Genomic DNA, 17803 nt, shown 5'->3' on the forward strand with positions numbered 1-17803 from the left:
GCCGGGGTGCTGTTCACCCTTCGAGCAGCCGCTGCCCCACGTACTCCCCGTCGCGCGGGCCTGGCGGCACCGCGTACAGCCCGCTGGACTCGTGCCGGATGAACTCCGACAGGGCGTCCCCGCGGTCGAGCTTGCGCTGGACGGGGACGAAACCGCGCAGCGGATCGGCCTGCCAGCAGATGAAGAGGAGCCCCGCGTCCGGGGTGCCGTCGGCGGCGATCCCGTCGTGGAAGGAGAAGGGACGCCGGAGCATGGCCGCCCCGCCGTTCTGCTCGGGGGCGGAGATCCGGGCGTGCGCGTTGGACGGGATGACCGGCTTGCCGTCAGGGCCGATCTTGTCGAGGGCCATCTCGGTGGTCTCGGTGCCGCCGGTGAGGGGCGCGCCGGTGGCCTTCGTACGGCCTATGACCTGCTCCTGCTGAGCCAGGGACTGCTTGTCCCAGTCGTCGAGGAGCATCCGGATGCGGCGTACGACGGCGTACGAGCCCCCGCCCATCCAGGCATGCTCGGCGGGCCCGGGGCCCGTGGCGGGGACGAAGATCCGCTTGTCGAAGTCCGGCTGCGCGGGCTTCGGGTTGCCGGTGCCGTCGATCTGGCCCATGAGGTTGCGGGCGGTCATCGGGGCGGCGGTGGCGCCGGGGGACCGGTTGAAGCCGTTCATCTGCCAGCGCACCCGGGCGGCGTCCCCCGCGTCCTTCTGCAGGGCGCGCAGGGCGTGGAAGGCGACGAGCCCGTCGTCGGCGCCGATCTGGACCCACAGGTCGCCGTTGCTGCGCTGGGCGTCGAGCCGGTCGGCGGAGAAGTCGGGCAGCGGGTCGAGGGCGGTGGGGCGGCGGGCGGCGAGCCCGGTGCGCTCGAAGAAGGAGTGGCCGAAGCCGAAGGTGACGGTCAGGGAGGACGGCCCGGCATCGAGGGCGATCCCGGTGTCCGTGGACGAGACGGCCTTGCCTGCCATCAGCAGGCGGGCGGTGTCGGACCAGCGGCGCATCAGGGCGGCGGCCTCCTTGCGCCCGGCACCCGGGGCCAGGTCGAAGGCGAGGACGTGGCCCTTGGCCTGCAGCGGGGTGGTGATGCCGCCCTGGTGGTCGCCGTGGAAGGAGACCTCGGTGGCGCCGAGGGAGGCGAGGCTCCCGGTGGCGCCGGGAGCGCCGGCCGGGGAGTCGGCGAGTGCGGAGTGCACGAGGGCACCGCCGGTGGCGCCGAGTGCGAGCCCGGCGGCGCCTGCGGCGCCGACGGTGCCCAGCAGCCGGCGCCGGGAGATCTCGATGTCGGGGTTGCTCTCGGTCACGCTGATCAGCCGATCTTCACGTTCTTCTGCACGGTCGTCTGGTCGATGTCGGAGGTACGGACGGTCACGTCGATCCGCCATTCCCCGGTGAGCGGCAGCTGGACGCCGGATGCGCTCCAGTGTCCGGGGGCCGCGCGCTCCGGGATGAGCGGCAGGGGGCCGATGTCCTTGGCGGGGAGGGTGAAAGCGACCTTGATCTCGGGGATGTCGAGAGGCTTGCCTTCGGGGTCGTCCACCCAGACGTGCAGCGAGTTGGCGCCGACCCGGCCCGGGTCGAGCTCCACCCGGACCGACCCCTTCCCGTTCTCGCCGCCGGTCTCGAAGGGCAAGGTGACCTTGATGGCGCGGTTGGGGACGGCGGTGGCCGCGGACTCCCGCCCGCTCGCCTGCTCGGCGGTCCGGCCCGGTTCGGTGCTGGTGAGGACGGTGGTCACGGCGAGCAGGACGACGGCGACCCCGGCCTCGGCGAGGACGGAGCGGCGCAGCCCCGCCCGGGTCGGATCCGCGTCGCGGACCTGCTTCTCGCGTGCGTTGTCGCGGGCGGCGCGCTGGCGGGCGAGTTGGGCGGCGCGCTTGGGGTCCTCGGGGACGGTGACGGCGGCCGGCCGTGTTTCACGTGAAACATCGCGCTGCCGGGCGATCTTGGCAGGCTTCCCGGCAGGAGCGTCGGTGAGTCGTCCGGTCCACGAGCGGGAGACGTAGGCGATGGCGACCAGGACCGCGACGAGCCCGACCTTCAGCAGCAGGAGCCGTCCGTAGCTGGTACCGGTGAGGGCCGACCAACTGCCGACCTGGCGCCAGGACTGGTAGATGCCGGTGACGGTCAGCACCAGGACGCTGACGAACGCGACCCGGGAGAACCGCTGGACCGCCTCGCGCTCGATCCCGGGGACCTTGTGCAGGGCGACGAGCAGTGCGGTGAGTCCGCCGAGCCAGGCCGCGACGGCCAGCAGGTGCAGGATGTCGGCGGGCATGGCGATACCGGGCTGGATGCCGGTCGAGGCGTGCTCGGACAGGGCCCAGGTGGCTGCGATCCCGCCGGCGACGACGGCTCCGCCGATGCCGAGACCGAAGAGCAGGTCGTTGGCCTCCTTGTCCGCAGTCTGCCCCTGTCCCTGCCCCTTGTCCTTGCCCTCGTCACTGCTCTTGCCCTTGCCGGTGTCCCCGGTCTCGGCGGTCCTGCGCGCATAGGCGCCGAACAGCACGGCGATGAACAGCGCGGCAGCACCGAGAAGCAGCAGCCGGGAGACGAGGGAGGCGCCGGGCTTGGTCTCCAGAACGGCCTTGAGGCCGTCGAGGTCCAGCGCGTCGGCGAACTTCCCCGACCCCGTGTACGGGTTGCGGAGCACCAGCATCGCGAGGGTGGCGGCGGTGAGCGTGACCCAGGCGCGCACGACGAGCTTCTGCAGCGGGCGCTGCGCGGCGCCGCGGCGCCAGCACAGCAGGATGAAGGCGGCCCCGCCGACGAGGACGGTGAAACCGCCGTAGGCGGCGTAGCGGGCGATGCCGTATGCGATGCCGACGGGTCCGCCGCCCGCCTGCCCGGTGGGCAGGGCGACGCTGGTCGCCGAGGGGGCGCCGATGGAGAAGGTGAAGGCGCCCGAGACGGGGTGGCTGTCGGCGGACACGGCCTGCCAGGCGACGGTGTACGTGCCGTCCGGCAGCCCGGAGTGCAGTGCGGTGCCGTAGCGGATGGTGGATCCGCTGCACATGTCGCGCAGTTCGCCGGTGTCCACCCGCCTGCCCTGCGGGTCCATGACGCGGATGGAGTCGTCGCCCATGGCGACCTGCTCCGAGAAGGAGAGGGTGACCTGGGCGGGGGCCGTGGCGACCACCGCCCCGTCCTTGGGGTCGCTCGCGGTGAGTGCGGCGTGTGCCGTGGCCGGGCCGGCAGCCGTGAACAGGGCTGTCAGCAGGGCTGCGAGGACCAGCGCGAGCCGCGGCAGGAGTGCCGCGGCCCGGACGCGGGCCGGGGAGGGGGCGATGGCCGTCATGGCGTGTCAGTACCTCGGTCCGTCAGTGGGCGCTGGTGTTCTGGGCGTTGTACGTCCGTTCCTTGACGTCCAGCTCGACCTTGACCGGGTCGGCCTTCTCGAAGCGCAGCTCGACGGTGACCTTGTCACCGACCTTCGGCGTGTTCTTCAGCCCCATGAACATGACGTGGCTGCCGCCGCGTTCCAGCTTGAGCTCGCCGTTGGCCGGCACGTCCATGGCCGCGACCTGCTGCATCTTCTGGTCCTTGGTCTCGTGGATCTGCAGATCGTCCGAGAGCGGGCTGGTGACGGCCGTGAGCTTGTCGGCCGTCTTCGAGTCGTTCTTGATGACCATGAACGCGCCGGCCATCTTGTCGTTCACGGGTTCCGGCATGAAGGCGCCGGTGACCGTCATCTTCGGCTTGTCCGCGCCGGCCTTGGCGGCCGAGCCGGAGTCGGAGTCCGAGGAGCAGCCGGATATGGCGAGCGCTGCCGTCAGGGAGAGTGCGGCGGCGAGGGTGCGGGTGGTGCGGGCGTTCACGGGTTCTCTCCCTTGATGATCTTCGGCAGGTCCTTGGTGTAGTCGTCGACGGTGCTGCCTTCGCCGTAGAGGAGGTATCCCTCGTCGGTCTTGGGCGAGAACGCGATGACCTGGGCGCCGTGCATGGAGACGACGCTGCCGTCGGCCTCCTTCTTGGCGGCCTCGATGCCGATGCCGAGCTTGCGCGCGGCGGCCTGGATGGTGGCGAAGTCCCCGGTCAGTCCGGTGAAGGACGGGTCCTGGGCCTTGAGCCACGCGCCGAGGGAGTCGGGAGTGTCCCGTTCGGGGTCGGTGGTGACGAACACGACCTGGAGCTTGTCCTGGTCGGCCTTCGGGAGTGCCTTCTTGGCGACGGCGATGTTGCTCATCGTCAGGGGGCACACGTCGGGGCAGTTGGTGTAGCCGAAGTAGATGAGCGTCGGCTTGCCCTTGGTCTGCTCGCGCAGGTTCCACGGCTTGCCGGTGGTGTCCGTCAGGACCAGCTCCGGCTTGTCGAAGGGGCGGTCGAGGACGGTGGCGGTACCGGCCTTGGACTGGCCGGTGATCTGCGTGACCGCGTCGGGCTTGACGGGCTCACCGCCGCAGGCGGTGAGGGTGAGCGCGGCCGCCGCCACGAGGGCGGCGACCGTCACACGTGTGGTGCGCATGGAGAAATGTCCCTGGGATCGGGGATGTGGTGCGGGCGGGCCGGCCACGAGGTCGGGCCGGCTGCGCGCACGTTCTGGATACGGGGATACGGCCTGCGGCCGCGCCGGGTCAGGAGGCGCGGCGACGCGAGGCGACACCGAAGGCGACACCGCCGAGGCCGATGACGATGCCTGCGATGCCGAGGATCCGCGCGGTCGTGTCGGAGGCGCCCGCGGCGGCCTCGTCGTGGCCCTTGTCGTCCTTGGCGGCGGTGGCGTTCTTGTCGTCGTGGTGGTCGTCGGCCGCCTTGGCAGCGGTCAGCTTCAGGACGGGCGCCGGGTTCTGCGGCTCCGCCGCGCCTTCCTTGGTCTCCTCGATCCAGCGGACGATCTCGTTGTTGTCGTACGTCTGGATCGCCTTGAAGACCATCTGGTCGGCGTTGTCGGGCAGCTTGCCGACGGAGACCGGGAACTGCTGGAACTTGCCGGGCTCGATCTTGCCGCCGGTCCAGGTCACCTTGGTGACGACCTCGTTGACCTGCTTGCCGTGGACGGTGAGCGGCTTGTCGAGCTTGGTCTTCTCGACGTTCGACGTCCAGCCGGGGATGTCCTGCGGCATGACGGACGTCAGGGGCTGGTCCACGGGGAAGTTGACTTCCAGCTGCGTGGTCGAGGCGTTGTCGCGCTCGTTCGGAACCTTGAAGTTGATCGTCGCGTAGCCGCCCTTGGCGGCCTCGCCCGGCTGCACGCTGACGTGCGCGAAGGCGGTGCCGGACAGGACGAGGACGGCGCCGGCGGCAAGGGCGGCGGTGAAGGAGACGCGAGAGGTCTTCATGGCAGAAACACTCCACAGGGGCAGTGGTGACGGTGGTCCCGCGCACGGGCGCGCGCGGAGTTCGCGGCACCGGTGCTTCCGCCGGGTGCTCCGGGGAGGGGGTGCCGCGTCAGGCTGCGAGGGCGAGCGCCGTGCAGGGCGGCCCGCGCCTGATCACCGTGTGCTGGAGTGCCTCCCGGCCGGTGTGGGCGGCGGGTTCGGCGGTGCTCCGGGTGGCCTGCGGGGCACCGGAAGGCGCGCCCGGGAGCCCGGCGCCGAGGGCGCGTACGAAGGCCAGCGCGGCGCGCAGCGGGCGTACCGGATCGGCTTCGGCAGAGGTGCGGGACAGCTCGACGAGCCGGAACAGGGCGGCGTCGCCGCGCCCCAGCAGCCAGCCCGCGGCCAGCGCGGCCAGCAGGTGGCCGACGAGCATGCCGGTGCTGAACAGGCCGGTGGCGGGCGCCGCATAGGCCTGCGCCATGTGCGCGTGGCCGGCATGTGCCTGCGCCGCGGCCTGCCCTGCGGCCTGGGCCGTCATGGCGGCCGGGTCCAGCCCGGCGGTCTCCAGGATCTGCCGGGCGTCGGCCGGGCTGAGCGGGACGGAGTTGCCCCCGCACACCAGCCGGGCGGCGAGCGCCGCGAGCGAGGTGTCGCTGCCGGCGGGTGCCTGGGCCGCGGTGTCGCCGTGCTGGGCGAGGCCGAACACGGCGTGCAGTCCGAGCTGCCCGAAGGCGAGCCCGGCGGCGATGCCGGGCAGCGAGCGCCGGCGTCCCGCGAGCGGGGCGGCGACCGCGAACACGGCGAGGAAGGCGATGACGAGGGCCCACCAGGGCACGGTGGCGCAGGACGCCAGAGCGTGCCCGGCCGCGGACAGCACGACGCAGACCGCGGTGAACACCGCGGCCCGGATGAGCCGGAGGCCGGCTCCGGCGGGCGTCGCGTGGGGGACAGTCATGGCCGGGCCATCATCGCACTGAGCTCACGCCGCCCATACGGCAGGTCCGGAAGGTCGTGAGTGCCCCTGTACGAGGGCTTCACCTCGGGTGTCCCCGCCGCGGCGGAGGCCCGTGAACCGCCGCATACACCGCGGCCCGGGAGTGCCGCATCGGCCGAATGAGGGCTGTGGCGCCCGCCGGGTGCTTACGCATCCCCGTGGGCGGCAATAGGTACCCGTATGAGCATCTGGTGGTCTCTCCACTTGAGGCGCGAAGCCGCGAGCGTGCCGCTCGCCAGGCGGTTGCTGCTGGGGACGATGGAGACCGCGGGGGTGGACCCGGACATCTCCTTCGATCTGTCGGTGGCACTGAGCGAGGCGTGCGCGAACGCGGTGGAGCACGGCGGCCCGACGGCCGAAACCGGTGTCGGCGCGGAACCGGACCCGGAGGCGTGCGCGGCGTACCGCGTCACCGCATACCTGGACGGGGACTGCTGCCGCATCGAAGTGACCGATTCGGGCCCGGGATTCCCGGCGGCGACGGTCACGGGGCGCAGACCCCCGCCGGCCGGCCCCTCCGCACCGTCGGAGAGCGAGCACGGCCGGGGCCTGTGGCTGATCGCGGAGCTCGCCGACCACGTCAGGTTCCGCAACCGGCCGGGCCGGGGCGCGGTGGTCAGCTTCGACAAGATCCTGAAATGGCGTGAGGGAGCGCTGCTGAAGGCGTCGTAGCCGAGCAACTCCTCCCGGATACGCCGATGGACGGGACTCGCGTACGAGATCCCGCCCATCGGAGGTCAGCCGTCGGGGGTCAGCCGTCCGGGGTCAGCCTTCGCAGGCCTGCCGTCGCGGCCTGCCGGAGTCAGCCCTTGAGGCGCGCCATCCAGGCCTCGACATCGGCCGAGGTACGGGGCAGCCCGGCCGACAGGTTCCGGTTGCCGTCCTCGGTGACCAGGATGTCGTCCTCGATCCGGACGCCGATCCCGCGGTACTCCTCGGGCACGGTCAGGTCGTCGGCCTGGAAGTACAGACCGGGCTCGACGGTGAGGCACATGCCCGGCTCCAGCGTGCCGTCGACGTACGCCTCGGTGCGCGCGGCGGCGCAGTCGTGGACGTCCATGCCGAGCATGTGGCCGGTGCCGTGCAGGGTCCAGCGGCGCTGCAGGCCGAGCTCCAGGACGCGCTCGACCGGGCCCTCCAGCAGGCCCCACTCGACGAGCTTCTCGGCGAGGACGTGCTGCGAGGCGTCGTGGAAGTCGCGGAACTTCGCACCCGGCTTGACGGCGGCGATGCCGGCTTCCTGGGACGCGTACACCGCGTCGTAGATCTTGCGCTGGATGTCGGTGTACGTGCCGTTGATCGGCAGCGTGCGCGTGACGTCGGCGGTGTAGAGGGAGTGGGTCTCCACACCGGCGTCGAGCAGCAGCAGGTCGCCGGAGCGGACGTCGCCGTCGTTGCGGACCCAGTGCAGGGTGCAGGCGTGCGGGCCGGCGGCGCAGATGGAGCCGTAGCCGATGTCGTTGCCCTCGACGCGGGCGCGCAGGAAGAAGGTGCCCTCGATGTAGCGCTCGGACGTGGCCTCGGCCTTGTCCAGGACCTTCACGACGTCCTCGAAGCCGCGGACGGTGGAGTCGACGGCCTTCTGGAGCTCGCCGATCTCGAACTCGTCCTTCACCGCGCGGACCTCGGAGAGGTAGACGCGCAGCTCCTCGTCGCGCTCCTTGGTGACCTTGTCGGTCAGGGCCGCCTCGATGACGGAGTCGTGGCCGCGGACGCCCCGGACCGGGCCCTCGGCCTCGGCCAGCTCGTCGGCGAGCTTGCGGACGTCCTTCGCGGGGATGCCCAGCAGCTGCTCGGCCTCGGCCAGCGAGTGGCGGCGGCCGACCCACAGCTCGCCCTGGCCGGAGAGCCAGAACTCGCCGTTCTCGCGGTCGGAGCGGGGCAGCAGGTAGACGGTGGCGGTGTGGCCGGTCTCGCCCGAGGGCTCGAGGACCAGCACGCCGTTCTCGGTCTGGTCGCCGGTCAGGTACGCGTACTCGGTCGAGGCGCGGAAGGGGTACTCGGTGTCGTTCGAGCGGGTCTTGAGGCGACCCGCGGGCACGACGAGGCGCTCGCCGGGGAAGCGCGCGGACAGCGCGGCGCGGCGGGCGGCGGTGTGCGCGGCCTGGGCGATCGGCTCAAGCCCGTGCAGCTCCGTGTCGGCCCAGCCCGTGCGCATGTTCTCCGCGAGTTCGTCGCTGACGCCCGGGTACAGCGCGTTCTTGCGCTGCTTGTGCTTCTTCTGGGGCTGCTCTTCTTCCGGGGTCTCCGGGGTGAGCTCGTCAGCCACGTCTTCTCCTCAGCTACGACAGGACCGGGTATGGACCGCATCCATCGTATGTGCGAGGGGAAGACGCCCGGCGGCGGGTGTGATAAATCAGTCGAAACGGGCGGCGAGCAGCACGATGTCCTCCACCCCGTCCTCCGTGGCGGCCATGGCGGCGGTGGCCCCGGTGGCGGCCGCGGCAGCCGCGGATCCGGCGGGCGCGAGCGCCGGGTCGTCCTCGGGCAGCACCGTCCGCAGGATGTGGTCGCAGACGGCCGCCGGGTCGTCCCGGATGCTCCGGGGCACTCCCGCGGCCGCGGCGTGCAGCCGTGCGTAGGCCCGGTCCATCGGGTCGCCGGTCCGCCGCAGCAGCCCGTCGGTGTACAGCAGCACCGTTTCTCCGGGTGCAGGTTCGATCTCCACGCTCGGCGCTTCCCAGCACGACAGCATCCCGAGCGGCGCGGAGAGCGAGGTCTCCACGTACTCGGTGCGGCGCTCGCCGATGAGCAGCGGCGGGGCGTGCCCCGCCCCGGCCAGGATGATCTTCCTCCCCTGGCTGCCCGCATGGGTGGCCCCGGCCGGCTCGCAGTACGCGAAGAGCGCGGTCGCGCAGCGCGCGGGCTCGGTCAGGCGCAGCAGCAGCTCCAGATCGGACAGGACCGCGACGGGGTCCTCCCCCTCCATGACGGCGTACGCGCGCAGCGACGCCCGCAGCCGTCCCATCGCGGCGACCGCGCTGGGCCCCGCTCCGGTGACGGAGCCGACGGCCAGCCCGAGGGCGCCCTCCGGCAGCGGCAGCGCGTCGTACCAGTCGCCGCCGCCGCGCGGCCCGGTGTGGTGGCGGGCGGCGAGCTGGACGCCGGGGATCCGGGGGAGCCGGCTGGGCAGCAGCTCCTCGGCGACCGTGGCCAGCCGGCTGCGGGACCGTTCCACCTCGAGCATCCGGGCCAGGTGTTCGGCGGCGTGGCGGACGTAGAGCCCGGCGAGATCGCGCTGGCGTTCGCTCGGCTCGGCCTGTTCGTCGTAGAGCCAGACGGCCGCGCCGAGCCGGCCGGTGGCCTCGGCGGTGAGCGGCACGGCGTAGCTCGCGGCGTAGCCGAGCCGGGCGGCGACCTCGCGGTGGCGGGGGTCGACCGGGGTTCCGTACCCGCCCGAGCCGGGGGCGGCGTCGGGTTCGGGGAGCACCTCGGAGCCGCCGTGGGCGTCGGGGAGCCCGTCGAGGATCCGGCCGTACGAGGTCGCGGTGCGCGGGACGGTCTCGATGTGCCCGAGGTCCGCGCGGCCGAGGCCGAGGCCGATCGTGGCCGTCGGGCCGAGTCCGTCGGAGGGCTCCAGGACGACCAGGCCGCGGCGGGCGCCGACGAGCGCGGCTCCGGCGCGCAGGAACTCCTGGAGGGAGGAGTCGAGGTCACGGGCGCGGGCGAGGCGTTCGGTGAGCTCGTGGAGGGTGGTGAGATCGGAGACCATCCCCGCCAGGCGGTCCTGGATCAGCGTGCTCGGTCCGGGAACCGGTGCCGGGGCCGGTGCGGGGGCTGTTCGGGCGGGAATGGGCGCCGCAGTCTGCGAGACCGCGGTAACTGCTGGATCGATTCCAGCCACTTTCGGCAGATGCGGGGCGCTCATGGCGTCCGCCTTTCCACCTGGTGCGATTCGCCATATAGCATCGCAAACCCCCAGATCGTGCTGCGCCGCCATCAATGAATCCACATCTACACGCACACGAGGATCGATGTCCAGCATTGCCCAGGTGGGAATCCTGGTGTCCGTGGGGCTGCAACTCACTGTCCAGCCAAGGCTAGAACTTGGCCGGAAAAAGCTGGGAGCGGACGGTTTTTGCGATCGACTGGTCGGGCGCCGGAGTGGCTCCGGGTACCTAGTCGGTGGTGCCCGGGGAGAGTTGGCGCAGCCCGGCGGTCGCCGGGAACCGCCCGGCACGGCCCGTCGTCCTTAGCGGCGGCAGCCGGTCTCGGCATCGGCGCGGGTCGCGTTCCGCCCCCGCCGGACGTTTCATGGACCCGTAAGAAAACTGCACGAACCGTGTGAACCTGCTTCTGGCGGACAGTGACGCGAAACGTGTACGTGTGGTGAGACACCGGTTACATGGTGTGATGTGGCCCTCGGCGTTCAACGGAAAGGAACGAGCGCTCATGCGCGAGATCCTCGGAAGGCGTCTCCAGCGGCTCCGCAATCGCCTGAAATCCCTTCGCCCCGCCCCCGGGCAGAGCGGTGACCAGGCCCTCCTCGATGCGGCGCTCACCTGCGCCACCGCCTGGCAGTGGCCGGTGCTTCCCGGTGTCGGCCGCTCCGGCGCCGACAGCACCCGGTGCGCCTGCCCCGACCCCGACTGCGTCGTCCCCGGCGCCCACCCCTTCGACCCCGGGCTGCTGGCGGCCACCACCGACCCCCGGATGGTGGCCTGGTGGTGGACCAACCGGCCCACCGCTCCCGTGCTGATGGCCACCGGCGGGTCCGCGCCGTGCGCCGTGAGCCTGCCGGCCGCCGCGGCCGCGCGGGCCGTCGTACGGCTGGACGCGCAGGGGATGCGGCTGGGCCCGATCGTGGCCACCCCCACCCGGTGGTCGCTCCTGGTCGCGCCGTACTCGCTGGAGCGGCTCGGCGAACTCCTGTACGCCAAGGACCACGTGCCCTCCGCGCTGCGCTTCCACGGCGAGGGCGGCTACCTGCTGCTCCCGCCCTCCCCCGCGTCCGGCGGCGGGCAGGTGCGGTGGGAGCGCGAGCCCGCGGATGCCGGGGGCCTGTGGCTGCCGGAGATCGAGGCGCTCGTGGACGCGCTGGTCGAGGCGAGCAGCGGGGCCTCCGGCGGCGGCAGCCGGCTCGCGTACTGATCCCGCGCGGTGGGCGTACGGCCCGCGCGCGGGTGCTCGTACCGACGCGCCGGGCACCCGCCGATCACTCGTACGGGTGTCAGTGCGACGAGTTTCCAAGGGAATTGGGCGCGGGGATCTCCGCGCCCCATTCCCGCATCGCTATGTTCGCCGAATGAATCTCCGCTTGATCGGTATCAGCGCGGGTGTGCTGATCATCTTGTCGCTCCCGCTGGCAGGAGCGATCGCCGGACCGGATTTCGCCGGTCAGGACGACGGAAAAGGCAGCGGGTTGCTCTCCTCGCTCGGGCTGACCGATCCGGCGGGCGGACCCCGTACGCCGGCGTCCGGCGCCCCGCCCGCCCGGCAGGCCGGGCCGCCGCGGGGCGAGCCGCAGCAGCCGGGTCCGTCCGAGCAGCCCCGGGCGGATTCCCGGTGCGGCCCCGAACTCTCCTCGCCGCAGGGCGTGGAGGCGCAGACCTGCATCCTGGTCGGCGAGGGGCGGACTTGGGGCCGGAGCTACTACCGCAACACCAGCGGGCGCGCACTGGACGCCGTCCTGACGGTGATGGGGCCCGCGGGGCGCACGGTGCAGATCCGGTGCGCGGTCGGGGCGGGCGACGAGCCGGGACTGTGCGAGACGCCGCGGGAGGACTCGGCGGGGGCGCCGGACGCCTACTCGGCCGTTGCGGAGTTTGCAGTTCCGGATGATGAAGGGCGACTGCTGCTGCGGTCCGGGAGCAACTCACCGGCACCGGCCGACGGTTGAGCGACGGCGGAAAAGGAAGGGCCCGGTCGCTGGCGACGGGGGATGCACCAGCGACCGGGCTACAAGAACGGTAACAAGAGATCGCCTGTTCGCAAATTCGATCTCTGATATTCAGACACCGATTTGCAGGCGATTAGCGGGAGTTGTGACCCCAGTCACCGGTCCTGCAGGGGCCCGGCGGTCAGCTGAGGGTGACCTGGCGGTTCGTGAGTCCGCCGCGCGCCCGGCGCTCCTCCGCGGTCAGCGGGGCGTCCGCGGCCAGGGCCGTGGCCAGCCGCTCCGCGAACTCCGCCGCAGGCTTCTCGACGTCGTCGGCGCTCACTCCGGTCGGCAGGTCCCAGACGGGGACCATCAGGCCGTGCGCCCGGAAGGAACCGACCAGTCGGGTGCCTTCGCCGAGCGAGGAGGTGCCCGCGGCGTGCAGCCGCGCGAGGGCGTCGAGCAGCTTCTCCTCGGGGTGCGGCATGACCCAGCGCAGGTGGTTCTTGTCCGGGGTCTCGCACCAGTAGGACGCGTCCACGCCGGCCAGCTTGACCGTCGGGATGGCGGCGGCGTTGGCGCGCTCGAGGGAGGCGGCGATCTCCGGGGAGGCGCTCTGGGCGCTCTCCGCATCCGGAATCCAGAATTCGAAGCCGCTGTGCACAACCGGCTCGAAAACGCCGTCCGTGTCCAAGAGATCCTGAAGTCGCGGACCCTCGGCGGGAACGCGGCGGGCCGGAATCGGGGTACCCGGTTCCGCGACGAGCGCGCGCTCCAGCGTGTCGGCCATGTCCCGGGAGAGGTCCCCGGTGGTCGAGTCGTTCTGCAGGCCGAGCAGGACGGACCCGTCCTCGCGGCGCAGTGCCGGCCAGGCCATGGGCAGTACGGTCACCAGCGTGACGGAGGGGACGCCCTCGGGCAGGCCGCCCTTGAGCGTGAGCGGGATGGTCGCCGCGGGCACGAGCTCGCGCAGCGCGACCCAGTCGCACTCGCCGGGCAGGCCCTCGAAGGGGCGTGCCACGTGCTCGGTGACGGCGTGCGCGGCGGCTGCTCCGTGGCAGGCCTTGTAGCGGCGCCCGGATCCGCAGGGGCAGGGCTCGCGTGCGCCCACCACCGGGATCTCCCCGTTCTTGAGCTGCGGCTTTGCAGTCTTGGCTGCGGGGCGCTTCTTGGCCATCGTGGGTGTCTCCCGGTTGCGGCGGTACGGCGTTGTGTCTGGGCGCGAGCCTAGCCGTTCGTACCGCTGCAACCGGGAGGATGCGGCCGGGAGCACGGTCGGCGTGCGCTCCCGGCGGCCGCTCGTTCGGATGGCCGAAGGTGCGGGTGCTGCTGTCGGGGATCCGGTTCGGGTCCGTGTCGGGGATCCGCGCCGGGATCCGGGTCGGGTCCGCGTCGGGATCCGGTCACGGATTCAGATCGTCGAAGGCCGTGCTGAAGTCGATCGCCGGGGGCGCAACGCGCGTAGCGAAATCGTCGTGCCGGGGCCCACATGCAACGGTCACCCATACGGTGACCTCGCCTGCCGCTCCGTCCCGGACACCCCAGTTCTGGGCGAGGGCGCTGATGATGTTCAGCCCCCGGCCGCCGCGCGCGGTGACCGAGGGCGTGGCCGGAACCGGGCGGGTGGGACCGCCTCCGTCCGTGACCTCGACCGTCAGCCGCCCCGCCTTGTCGATACGCCATGCGGCGCGTATCTCCCCGTCCCCGATCTCCCCGGCGCCCAGCGGTCTGCCGTGTCGGCAGGCGTTGCTGAGCAGTTCGGAAAGGATCAGAACGGCGTCGTCAACGACCGATTCGGACACCCCGCTCATACGCAATTGCTCACGCATGCGGCGTCTCGCCTCGCCCACGCCCGCAGGACCATGGCATACGTCCATGCACGACGACGTGGGCACTTCCTGTGCCACCACCAACGCCACCCCCGGAACCTCCTTAGCCCCACGCCATGGTCTGGATGCCCCAATGGCCTGGACCGGAAACCGACCCAGCGGGGAGCTCTGACGCATTCATGACCAGTGGTTGCGGAGCGGATGCGCCGGGGCACACCCTGTCACGCGCGCGACGGGCGGGACGGGTGGGCAAAAGGGGACGTCAGCGCCCGAGCTGTGACAGAACTTGGCGCGGCCTGTTCGTAATGATCGCTTCCACACCCAGATCAGCGCAGAGCTGAACGTCTTCGGGTTCGTTTACGGTCCATACGTGTACGGAGTGACCCGCGCTCTGGAGCTTGCGGACGAACCCGGGATGGCTGCGCACGATGCGCATCCCCGGACCGGCGATCGGCACCCCGGCCGGCAGCCGCCCGTCGCGCATCCGGGGCGAGATGAACTGCATCAGGTACACGGTCGGGATCGTGGGCGCGGCCGCCCGCACCCGGTGCAGGGAGCGCGCGGAGAAGCTCATGACGCGGACCGGGTGCGGGCCCTCGGCGGGCGGCGCGTCCAGCCCGAACCGCTTGAGGAGGAAGAGGAGGCGCTCCTCCACCTGTCCGGCCCAGCGGGTCGGGTGCTTCGTCTCGATGGCGAGCTGCACCGGCCGGCCGGCGTCGGAGATCAGCTCCAGCAGCCGCTCCAGGGTCAGCACCGAGGTGCGCTCGGGGTCGGCGTCCCAGTCGGGGGACTCCTCGCGGTCCTTCCAGGAGCCGAAGTCGAGGGCGGCGAGGTCGGCCAGCTCGAGGGCGGAGACGGCGCCGCGGCCGTTGGACGTGCGGTTGACCCGGCGGTCGTGGACCAGGACCAGGTGGCCGTCGGCGGTGAGCCGGACATCGCATTCGAGGGCGTCGGCGCCGTACTCGATGGCCTTGCGGTAGGCGGCCAGGGTGTGCTCGGGGGCATCCTCCGAGGCGCCGCGGTGGGCGACGACCTGGATGGGCGGCATTGCGTGGGTCACCGAGTCATGGTGCCACCGAGAAGGCGCCCGGTGTCGGGATCCGCCCCTGCGGATGCGACCGAAATGCCGGAGATAAAGGATGGGGGAGATACACAGGTCCGGCTTACAGTGCTCTGACGGGTCATGGGGAAGGCTTTTCCCAGGAACTTGTGCGGCACGTCGAACGTTCAGTCGGGCCGAACCACCAGTTTGTCTGAAGCCGTGTGTGACGAGGAGAAGAGCGCTGTGAGCACCGAGAACGAGGGCACCGCGGCCCCGACGCCCCCCGCGGCCCCGTCGGCACCCCCGGTGGCCGCTCCCGCCCCCGAGACGTCCGCGCCCGCCCCGGCTGCGGAGGCCTCCGAGGGCGCCCCGGCACCTGCCCCGACGGCACATGCCCCGACGGACGGGCAGGCCGCCGCTGCGCATGCCCCCGCGCCGGCCGGGCCCGCCGCGGAGCCCGTCACCCAGCAGCTCCCGCCGACGCCCGCGCCGGGCGCGGAGCCGACCCAGCAGCTCCCGCCCACCCCCGCCCCGGCACCGGCCTACGCCCAGGCCCCCGCGCCGCAGGCCCCGGCCGCGCACGGCGCCGAGGGCTGGCCGCCCCCGCCGCCCAGCGTCCCGGCGTACGGCTCCGGCGGCCACGGCGGCGGCGCCTGGGGTGCGCCCTTGACCACGGGCGGCATGCCGCCCGCCAAGCCGAAGGGCAAGGGCGGCCTGGTCGCCGCCGTGCTCGTGGCGGCCCTCCTCGCGGGCGGCGTCGGCGGCGGCATCGGCTACTGGGCCGCCGAGCGCAACGACAACGGCTTCGGCTCGACCACGATCGCCGCGGGCAACACCCCCAAGGACCTCAAGCGGGAGGCCGGTTCCATCGCGGGCCTGGCCGCGGGCGCGCTGCCCAGCGTCGTCACCATCGAGGCCTCGGCCGGCGACGGCGAGGGCGGTACGGGCACCGGCTTCGTCTACGACCAGCAGGGCCACATCCTCACCAACAACCACGTGGTGGCCTCCGCCGCGAACGGCGGCAAGCTCTCCGCGACCTTCTCCGACGGCAAGAAGTACGAGGCCGAGGTCGTCGGCCGGGCCCAAGGCTACGACGTGGCCGTGCTCAAGCTGAAGAACCCGCCGGCCGGGCTCAAGCCGCTGGCGCTCGGCGACTCCGACAAGGTCGCGGTCGGCGACTCGACCATCGCGATCGGCGCCCCCTTCGGCCTGTCGAACACGGTCACCACCGGCATCGTCAGCGCCAAGAACCGCCCGGTGGCCTCCGGCGACGGCTCCGGCAGCAAGAGCTCGTACATGAGCGCGCTCCAGACGGACGCCTCGATCAACCCCGGCAACTCCGGCGGCCCGCTCCTCGACGGGCGCGGCGCGGTCATCGGCATCAACTCCGCCATCCAGTCGGCCGGCAACGGCGGCTTCGGCGGCGGCCAGGCCGGTTCGATCGGCCTCGGCTTCGCCATCCCGATCAACCAGGCGAAGAACGTCGCCGAGTCGCTGATCAAGACGGGCAAGCCGGTCTACCCGATCATCTCGGTCTCCGTGGACCTCCAGGCCAAGACCGACGGCGCCAAGATCTCCGAGCAGGGCGCGCCCGCCAACGAGCTGGTCGACCCCAACGGTCCGGCGGGCAAGGCGGGCCTCAAGCCCGGCGACGTCATCACCCAGTTCGGCGACAAGCCGATCGACAGCGGCCCGACCCTCATCAGCGAGATCTGGACGCACAAGCCCGGCGATGTCGTGAAGCTGACCTACCTGCGCGACGGCAAGCCGAACACCGTCGACATCACGCTCGGCTCGCGGGTCGGCGACAAGTAGGCACGGCTCCACGGCCGGTCCCCGCGCGCGGGGACCGGCCGGGACAGCTGGCCTGATGGCGAGGGGCCGTGGGCGCGAATACGCCTACGGCCCTCCCAATGTCCGCTTATGCTTCCCTCGTGTTCGATTCGCGGCACATACGTACTTTCCATGAAGTGGTCACCAACGGGTCCTACTCGGCGGCCGCTCGCGTCCTCGGCTACACCCAGCCTGCTGTCACCCAGCAGATGAAGGCGCTCGAACGCGCCGTCGGCACTCCGCTGTTCACCCGGGTCGGCCGCAAGATGCAGCTCACCGAGGCCGGGGAGTCCATGGCCCGGCACGCCGAGTCCATCCTCGGCAGTCTCTCCGCCGCAGAGGCCCAGCTGAAGGCGTACGCACGTCTGCGCACCGGGCGGGTGCGGCTGTGCGGCTTCCCCAGCGCCAACGTCACCCTGGTCCCGGAGGCCCTGAGCGGCCTGGCCAAGGAGCATCCGGGCATCCAGGTCGAGCTGCTGGAGGGGGAGCCCCCCGAGTCGCTGCGCCGGCTGGAGCGCGGGGAGTGCGACATCACCCTCGCCTTCACCTATCCCGGGCTCCACGAGGAGATTCCGGAGGAGGTCGCCGAGGTCAGACTCATGGAGGACCAGCTGACGGTGCTGCTCCCGACCGGGCACCCACTGGCCCGGCGGCGGGCCGTGCACCTGGCGGACCTGGCTGAGGAGCGGTGGATCGCCGGCTGCCCGCGCTGCCGGGCGAACCTGCTGCACGAGTGCGCCGAGTTGGGCTTCGTGCCCGACATCCGGTTCGCCACGGACGACAACCTGGTGGTGCAGAGCATGGTCGGGCAGGGGCTCGGCGTGGCGATGATGCCCGCACTGGTGCTGCCCTCCCTCTCCCTGAGCAAGGTGTGCGGGCGGCCGCTGCAGCCTGCCGCACGCCGGCACATCGCCGCGTACGTCTACCGCGACCATCTGCGGATCCCGGCGACGTCCGTGGTTCTCAACGCGCTGAAGCAGGCGGCCTCCAACCGCGTCGGCTGCTGACCGGCCGGTGCCCCTCCCCCGAATCCATAAGCGCTGCT

At 72.1% G+C, this 17803-nt stretch carries 16 protein-coding genes; 5 read left to right on the forward strand and 11 right to left on the reverse strand.

What is annotated here, in order from left to right; translation table 11 throughout:
• Nucleotides 1-13: 13 nt before the first annotated feature.
• The 6 genes from efeB to OG299_RS20730 form a co-directional block, all read right to left on the reverse strand.
• Entirely contained in the window at nt 14-1369 is a 1356-nt protein-coding gene (gene efeB, locus OG299_RS20705) for an iron uptake transporter deferrochelatase/peroxidase subunit (protein ID WP_405701955.1), read from the reverse strand.
• Nucleotides 1294-3282, reverse strand: a complete 1989-nt coding sequence (locus OG299_RS20710) for a copper resistance CopC/CopD family protein (RefSeq protein WP_327362254.1) — start codon at nt 3280-3282, stop codon at nt 1294-1296. The genes efeB and OG299_RS20710 overlap by 76 nt, the downstream gene beginning before the upstream one ends.
• A 22-nt stretch (nt 3283-3304) precedes the next feature.
• The gene (locus OG299_RS20715) at nt 3305-3802 is read right to left on the reverse strand and encodes a copper chaperone PCu(A)C (RefSeq protein ID WP_266627682.1); all 498 of its coding nucleotides are present in this window, start codon (nt 3800-3802) and stop codon (nt 3305-3307) included.
• Nucleotides 3799-4449 carry an SCO family protein gene (locus OG299_RS20720; RefSeq protein ID WP_327362255.1) on the reverse strand — a complete coding sequence of 217 codons (651 nt, stop codon included), beginning with the start codon at nt 4447-4449 and terminating at the stop codon, nt 3799-3801. The genes OG299_RS20715 and OG299_RS20720 overlap by 4 nt, the downstream gene beginning before the upstream one ends.
• Before the next feature lie 109 nt (nt 4450-4558).
• On the reverse strand, nt 4559-5263 hold the full coding sequence (locus OG299_RS20725) for a YcnI family copper-binding membrane protein (protein WP_327362256.1): 705 nt from the start codon (nt 5261-5263) through the stop codon (nt 4559-4561).
• Nucleotides 5264-5372: 109 nt separating this feature from the next.
• Complete coding sequence (locus OG299_RS20730; protein ID WP_327362257.1) at nt 5373-6197, reverse strand: hypothetical protein; 825 nt, start codon at nt 6195-6197, stop codon at nt 5373-5375.
• Between the two features lie 219 nt (nt 6198-6416).
• On the opposite strand from OG299_RS20730, the gene OG299_RS20735 reads away from it, so the two are divergent.
• On the forward strand, nt 6417-6908 hold the full coding sequence (locus OG299_RS20735; RefSeq protein ID WP_266627689.1) for an ATP-binding protein: 492 nt from the start codon (nt 6417-6419) through the stop codon (nt 6906-6908).
• A gap of 130 nt (nt 6909-7038) precedes the next feature.
• Here the strand turns inward: OG299_RS20735 and OG299_RS20740 are convergent, their stop codons facing one another.
• Nucleotides 7039-8505 (reverse strand): aminopeptidase P family protein, encoded by a 1467-nt coding sequence (locus OG299_RS20740; RefSeq protein WP_327362258.1) that lies wholly within the window; start codon nt 8503-8505, stop codon nt 7039-7041.
• 87 nt (nt 8506-8592) lie between these two features.
• Nucleotides 8593-10221: a PP2C family protein-serine/threonine phosphatase gene (locus OG299_RS20745; RefSeq protein ID WP_327362259.1), complete on the reverse strand. Its 1629-nt coding sequence runs from the start codon at nt 10219-10221 to the stop codon at nt 8593-8595.
• Nucleotides 10222-10628: 407 nt separating this feature from the next.
• Between OG299_RS20745 and OG299_RS20750 the strand changes: the two genes are divergently transcribed.
• Both OG299_RS20750 and OG299_RS20755 read left to right on the forward strand, forming a co-directional pair.
• The gene (locus OG299_RS20750) at nt 10629-11327 is read left to right on the forward strand and encodes a bifunctional DNA primase/polymerase (RefSeq protein ID WP_327362260.1); all 699 of its coding nucleotides are present in this window, start codon (nt 10629-10631) and stop codon (nt 11325-11327) included.
• Nucleotides 11328-11481: 154 nt separating this feature from the next.
• Nucleotides 11482-12075: a hypothetical protein gene (locus tag OG299_RS20755; RefSeq protein ID WP_266627697.1), complete on the forward strand. Its 594-nt coding sequence runs from the start codon at nt 11482-11484 to the stop codon at nt 12073-12075.
• Nucleotides 12076-12256: 181 nt separating this feature from the next.
• Here OG299_RS20755 and OG299_RS20760 read toward each other — a convergent pair whose 3' ends face one another.
• From OG299_RS20760 to OG299_RS20770, 3 genes are all read right to left on the reverse strand, one after another.
• A complete protein-coding gene (locus OG299_RS20760; protein ID WP_327362261.1) occupies nt 12257-13231 on the reverse strand; it encodes a DUF5926 family protein in 975 nt (324 codons plus the stop codon).
• Between the two features lie 226 nt (nt 13232-13457).
• Nucleotides 13458-14060 carry an ATP-binding protein gene (locus OG299_RS20765; RefSeq protein WP_327362262.1) on the reverse strand — a complete coding sequence of 201 codons (603 nt, stop codon included), beginning with the start codon at nt 14058-14060 and terminating at the stop codon, nt 13458-13460.
• 85 nt (nt 14061-14145) lie between these two features.
• A complete protein-coding gene (locus tag OG299_RS20770; RefSeq protein ID WP_327364559.1) occupies nt 14146-14931 on the reverse strand; it encodes a glycerophosphodiester phosphodiesterase in 786 nt (261 codons plus the stop codon).
• 237 nt (nt 14932-15168) lie between these two features.
• Here OG299_RS20770 and OG299_RS20775 point away from each other — a divergent pair, with 237 nt between their 5' ends.
• Both OG299_RS20775 and OG299_RS20780 read left to right on the forward strand, forming a co-directional pair.
• Nucleotides 15169-16740 (forward strand): S1C family serine protease, encoded by a 1572-nt coding sequence (locus OG299_RS20775; protein ID WP_327362263.1) that lies wholly within the window; start codon nt 15169-15171, stop codon nt 16738-16740.
• Nucleotides 16741-16859: 119 nt separating this feature from the next.
• Nucleotides 16860-17765 carry a LysR family transcriptional regulator gene (locus OG299_RS20780; RefSeq protein WP_266627705.1) on the forward strand — a complete coding sequence of 302 codons (906 nt, stop codon included), beginning with the start codon at nt 16860-16862 and terminating at the stop codon, nt 17763-17765.
• Nucleotides 17766-17803 lie beyond the last annotated feature (38 nt).

It is taken from the genome of Streptomyces sp. NBC_01296, assembly GCF_035984415.1.
GTDB lineage: Bacteria > Actinomycetota > Actinomycetes > Streptomycetales > Streptomycetaceae > Streptomyces.

Bases quoted from the DNA above. Each gene is read 5' to 3' on its own strand.
- efeB (WP_405701955.1), bottom strand. From the start codon at position 1,369: ATGGCGGATCGACGTGACCGTCCGTACCTCCGACATCGACCAGACGAC.
- OG299_RS20710 (WP_327362254.1), bottom strand. From the start codon at position 3,282: ATGACGGCCATCGCCCCCTCCCCGGCCCGCGTCCGGGCCGCGGCACTC.
- OG299_RS20720 (WP_327362255.1), bottom strand. From the start codon at position 4,449: ATGCGCACCACACGTGTGACGGTCGCCGCCCTCGTGGCGGCGGCCGCG.
- OG299_RS20725 (WP_327362256.1), bottom strand. From the start codon at position 5,263: ATGAAGACCTCTCGCGTCTCCTTCACCGCCGCCCTTGCCGCCGGCGCC.
- OG299_RS20730 (WP_327362257.1), bottom strand. From the start codon at position 6,197: ATGACTGTCCCCCACGCGACGCCCGCCGGAGCCGGCCTCCGGCTCATC.
- OG299_RS20735 (WP_266627689.1), top strand. From the start codon at position 6,417: ATGAGCATCTGGTGGTCTCTCCACTTGAGGCGCGAAGCCGCGAGCGTG.
- OG299_RS20745 (WP_327362259.1), bottom strand. From the start codon at position 10,221: ATGCTGGACATCGATCCTCGTGTGCGTGTAGATGTGGATTCATTGATG.
- OG299_RS20750 (WP_327362260.1), top strand. From the start codon at position 10,629: ATGCGCGAGATCCTCGGAAGGCGTCTCCAGCGGCTCCGCAATCGCCTG.
- OG299_RS20755 (WP_266627697.1), top strand. From the start codon at position 11,482: ATGAATCTCCGCTTGATCGGTATCAGCGCGGGTGTGCTGATCATCTTG.
- OG299_RS20760 (WP_327362261.1), bottom strand. From the start codon at position 13,231: ATGGCCAAGAAGCGCCCCGCAGCCAAGACTGCAAAGCCGCAGCTCAAG.
- OG299_RS20765 (WP_327362262.1), bottom strand. From the start codon at position 14,060: ATGCGTCAGAGCTCCCCGCTGGGTCGGTTTCCGGTCCAGGCCATTGGG.
- OG299_RS20770 (WP_327364559.1), bottom strand. From the start codon at position 14,931: ATGCCGCCCATCCAGGTCGTCGCCCACCGCGGCGCCTCGGAGGATGCC.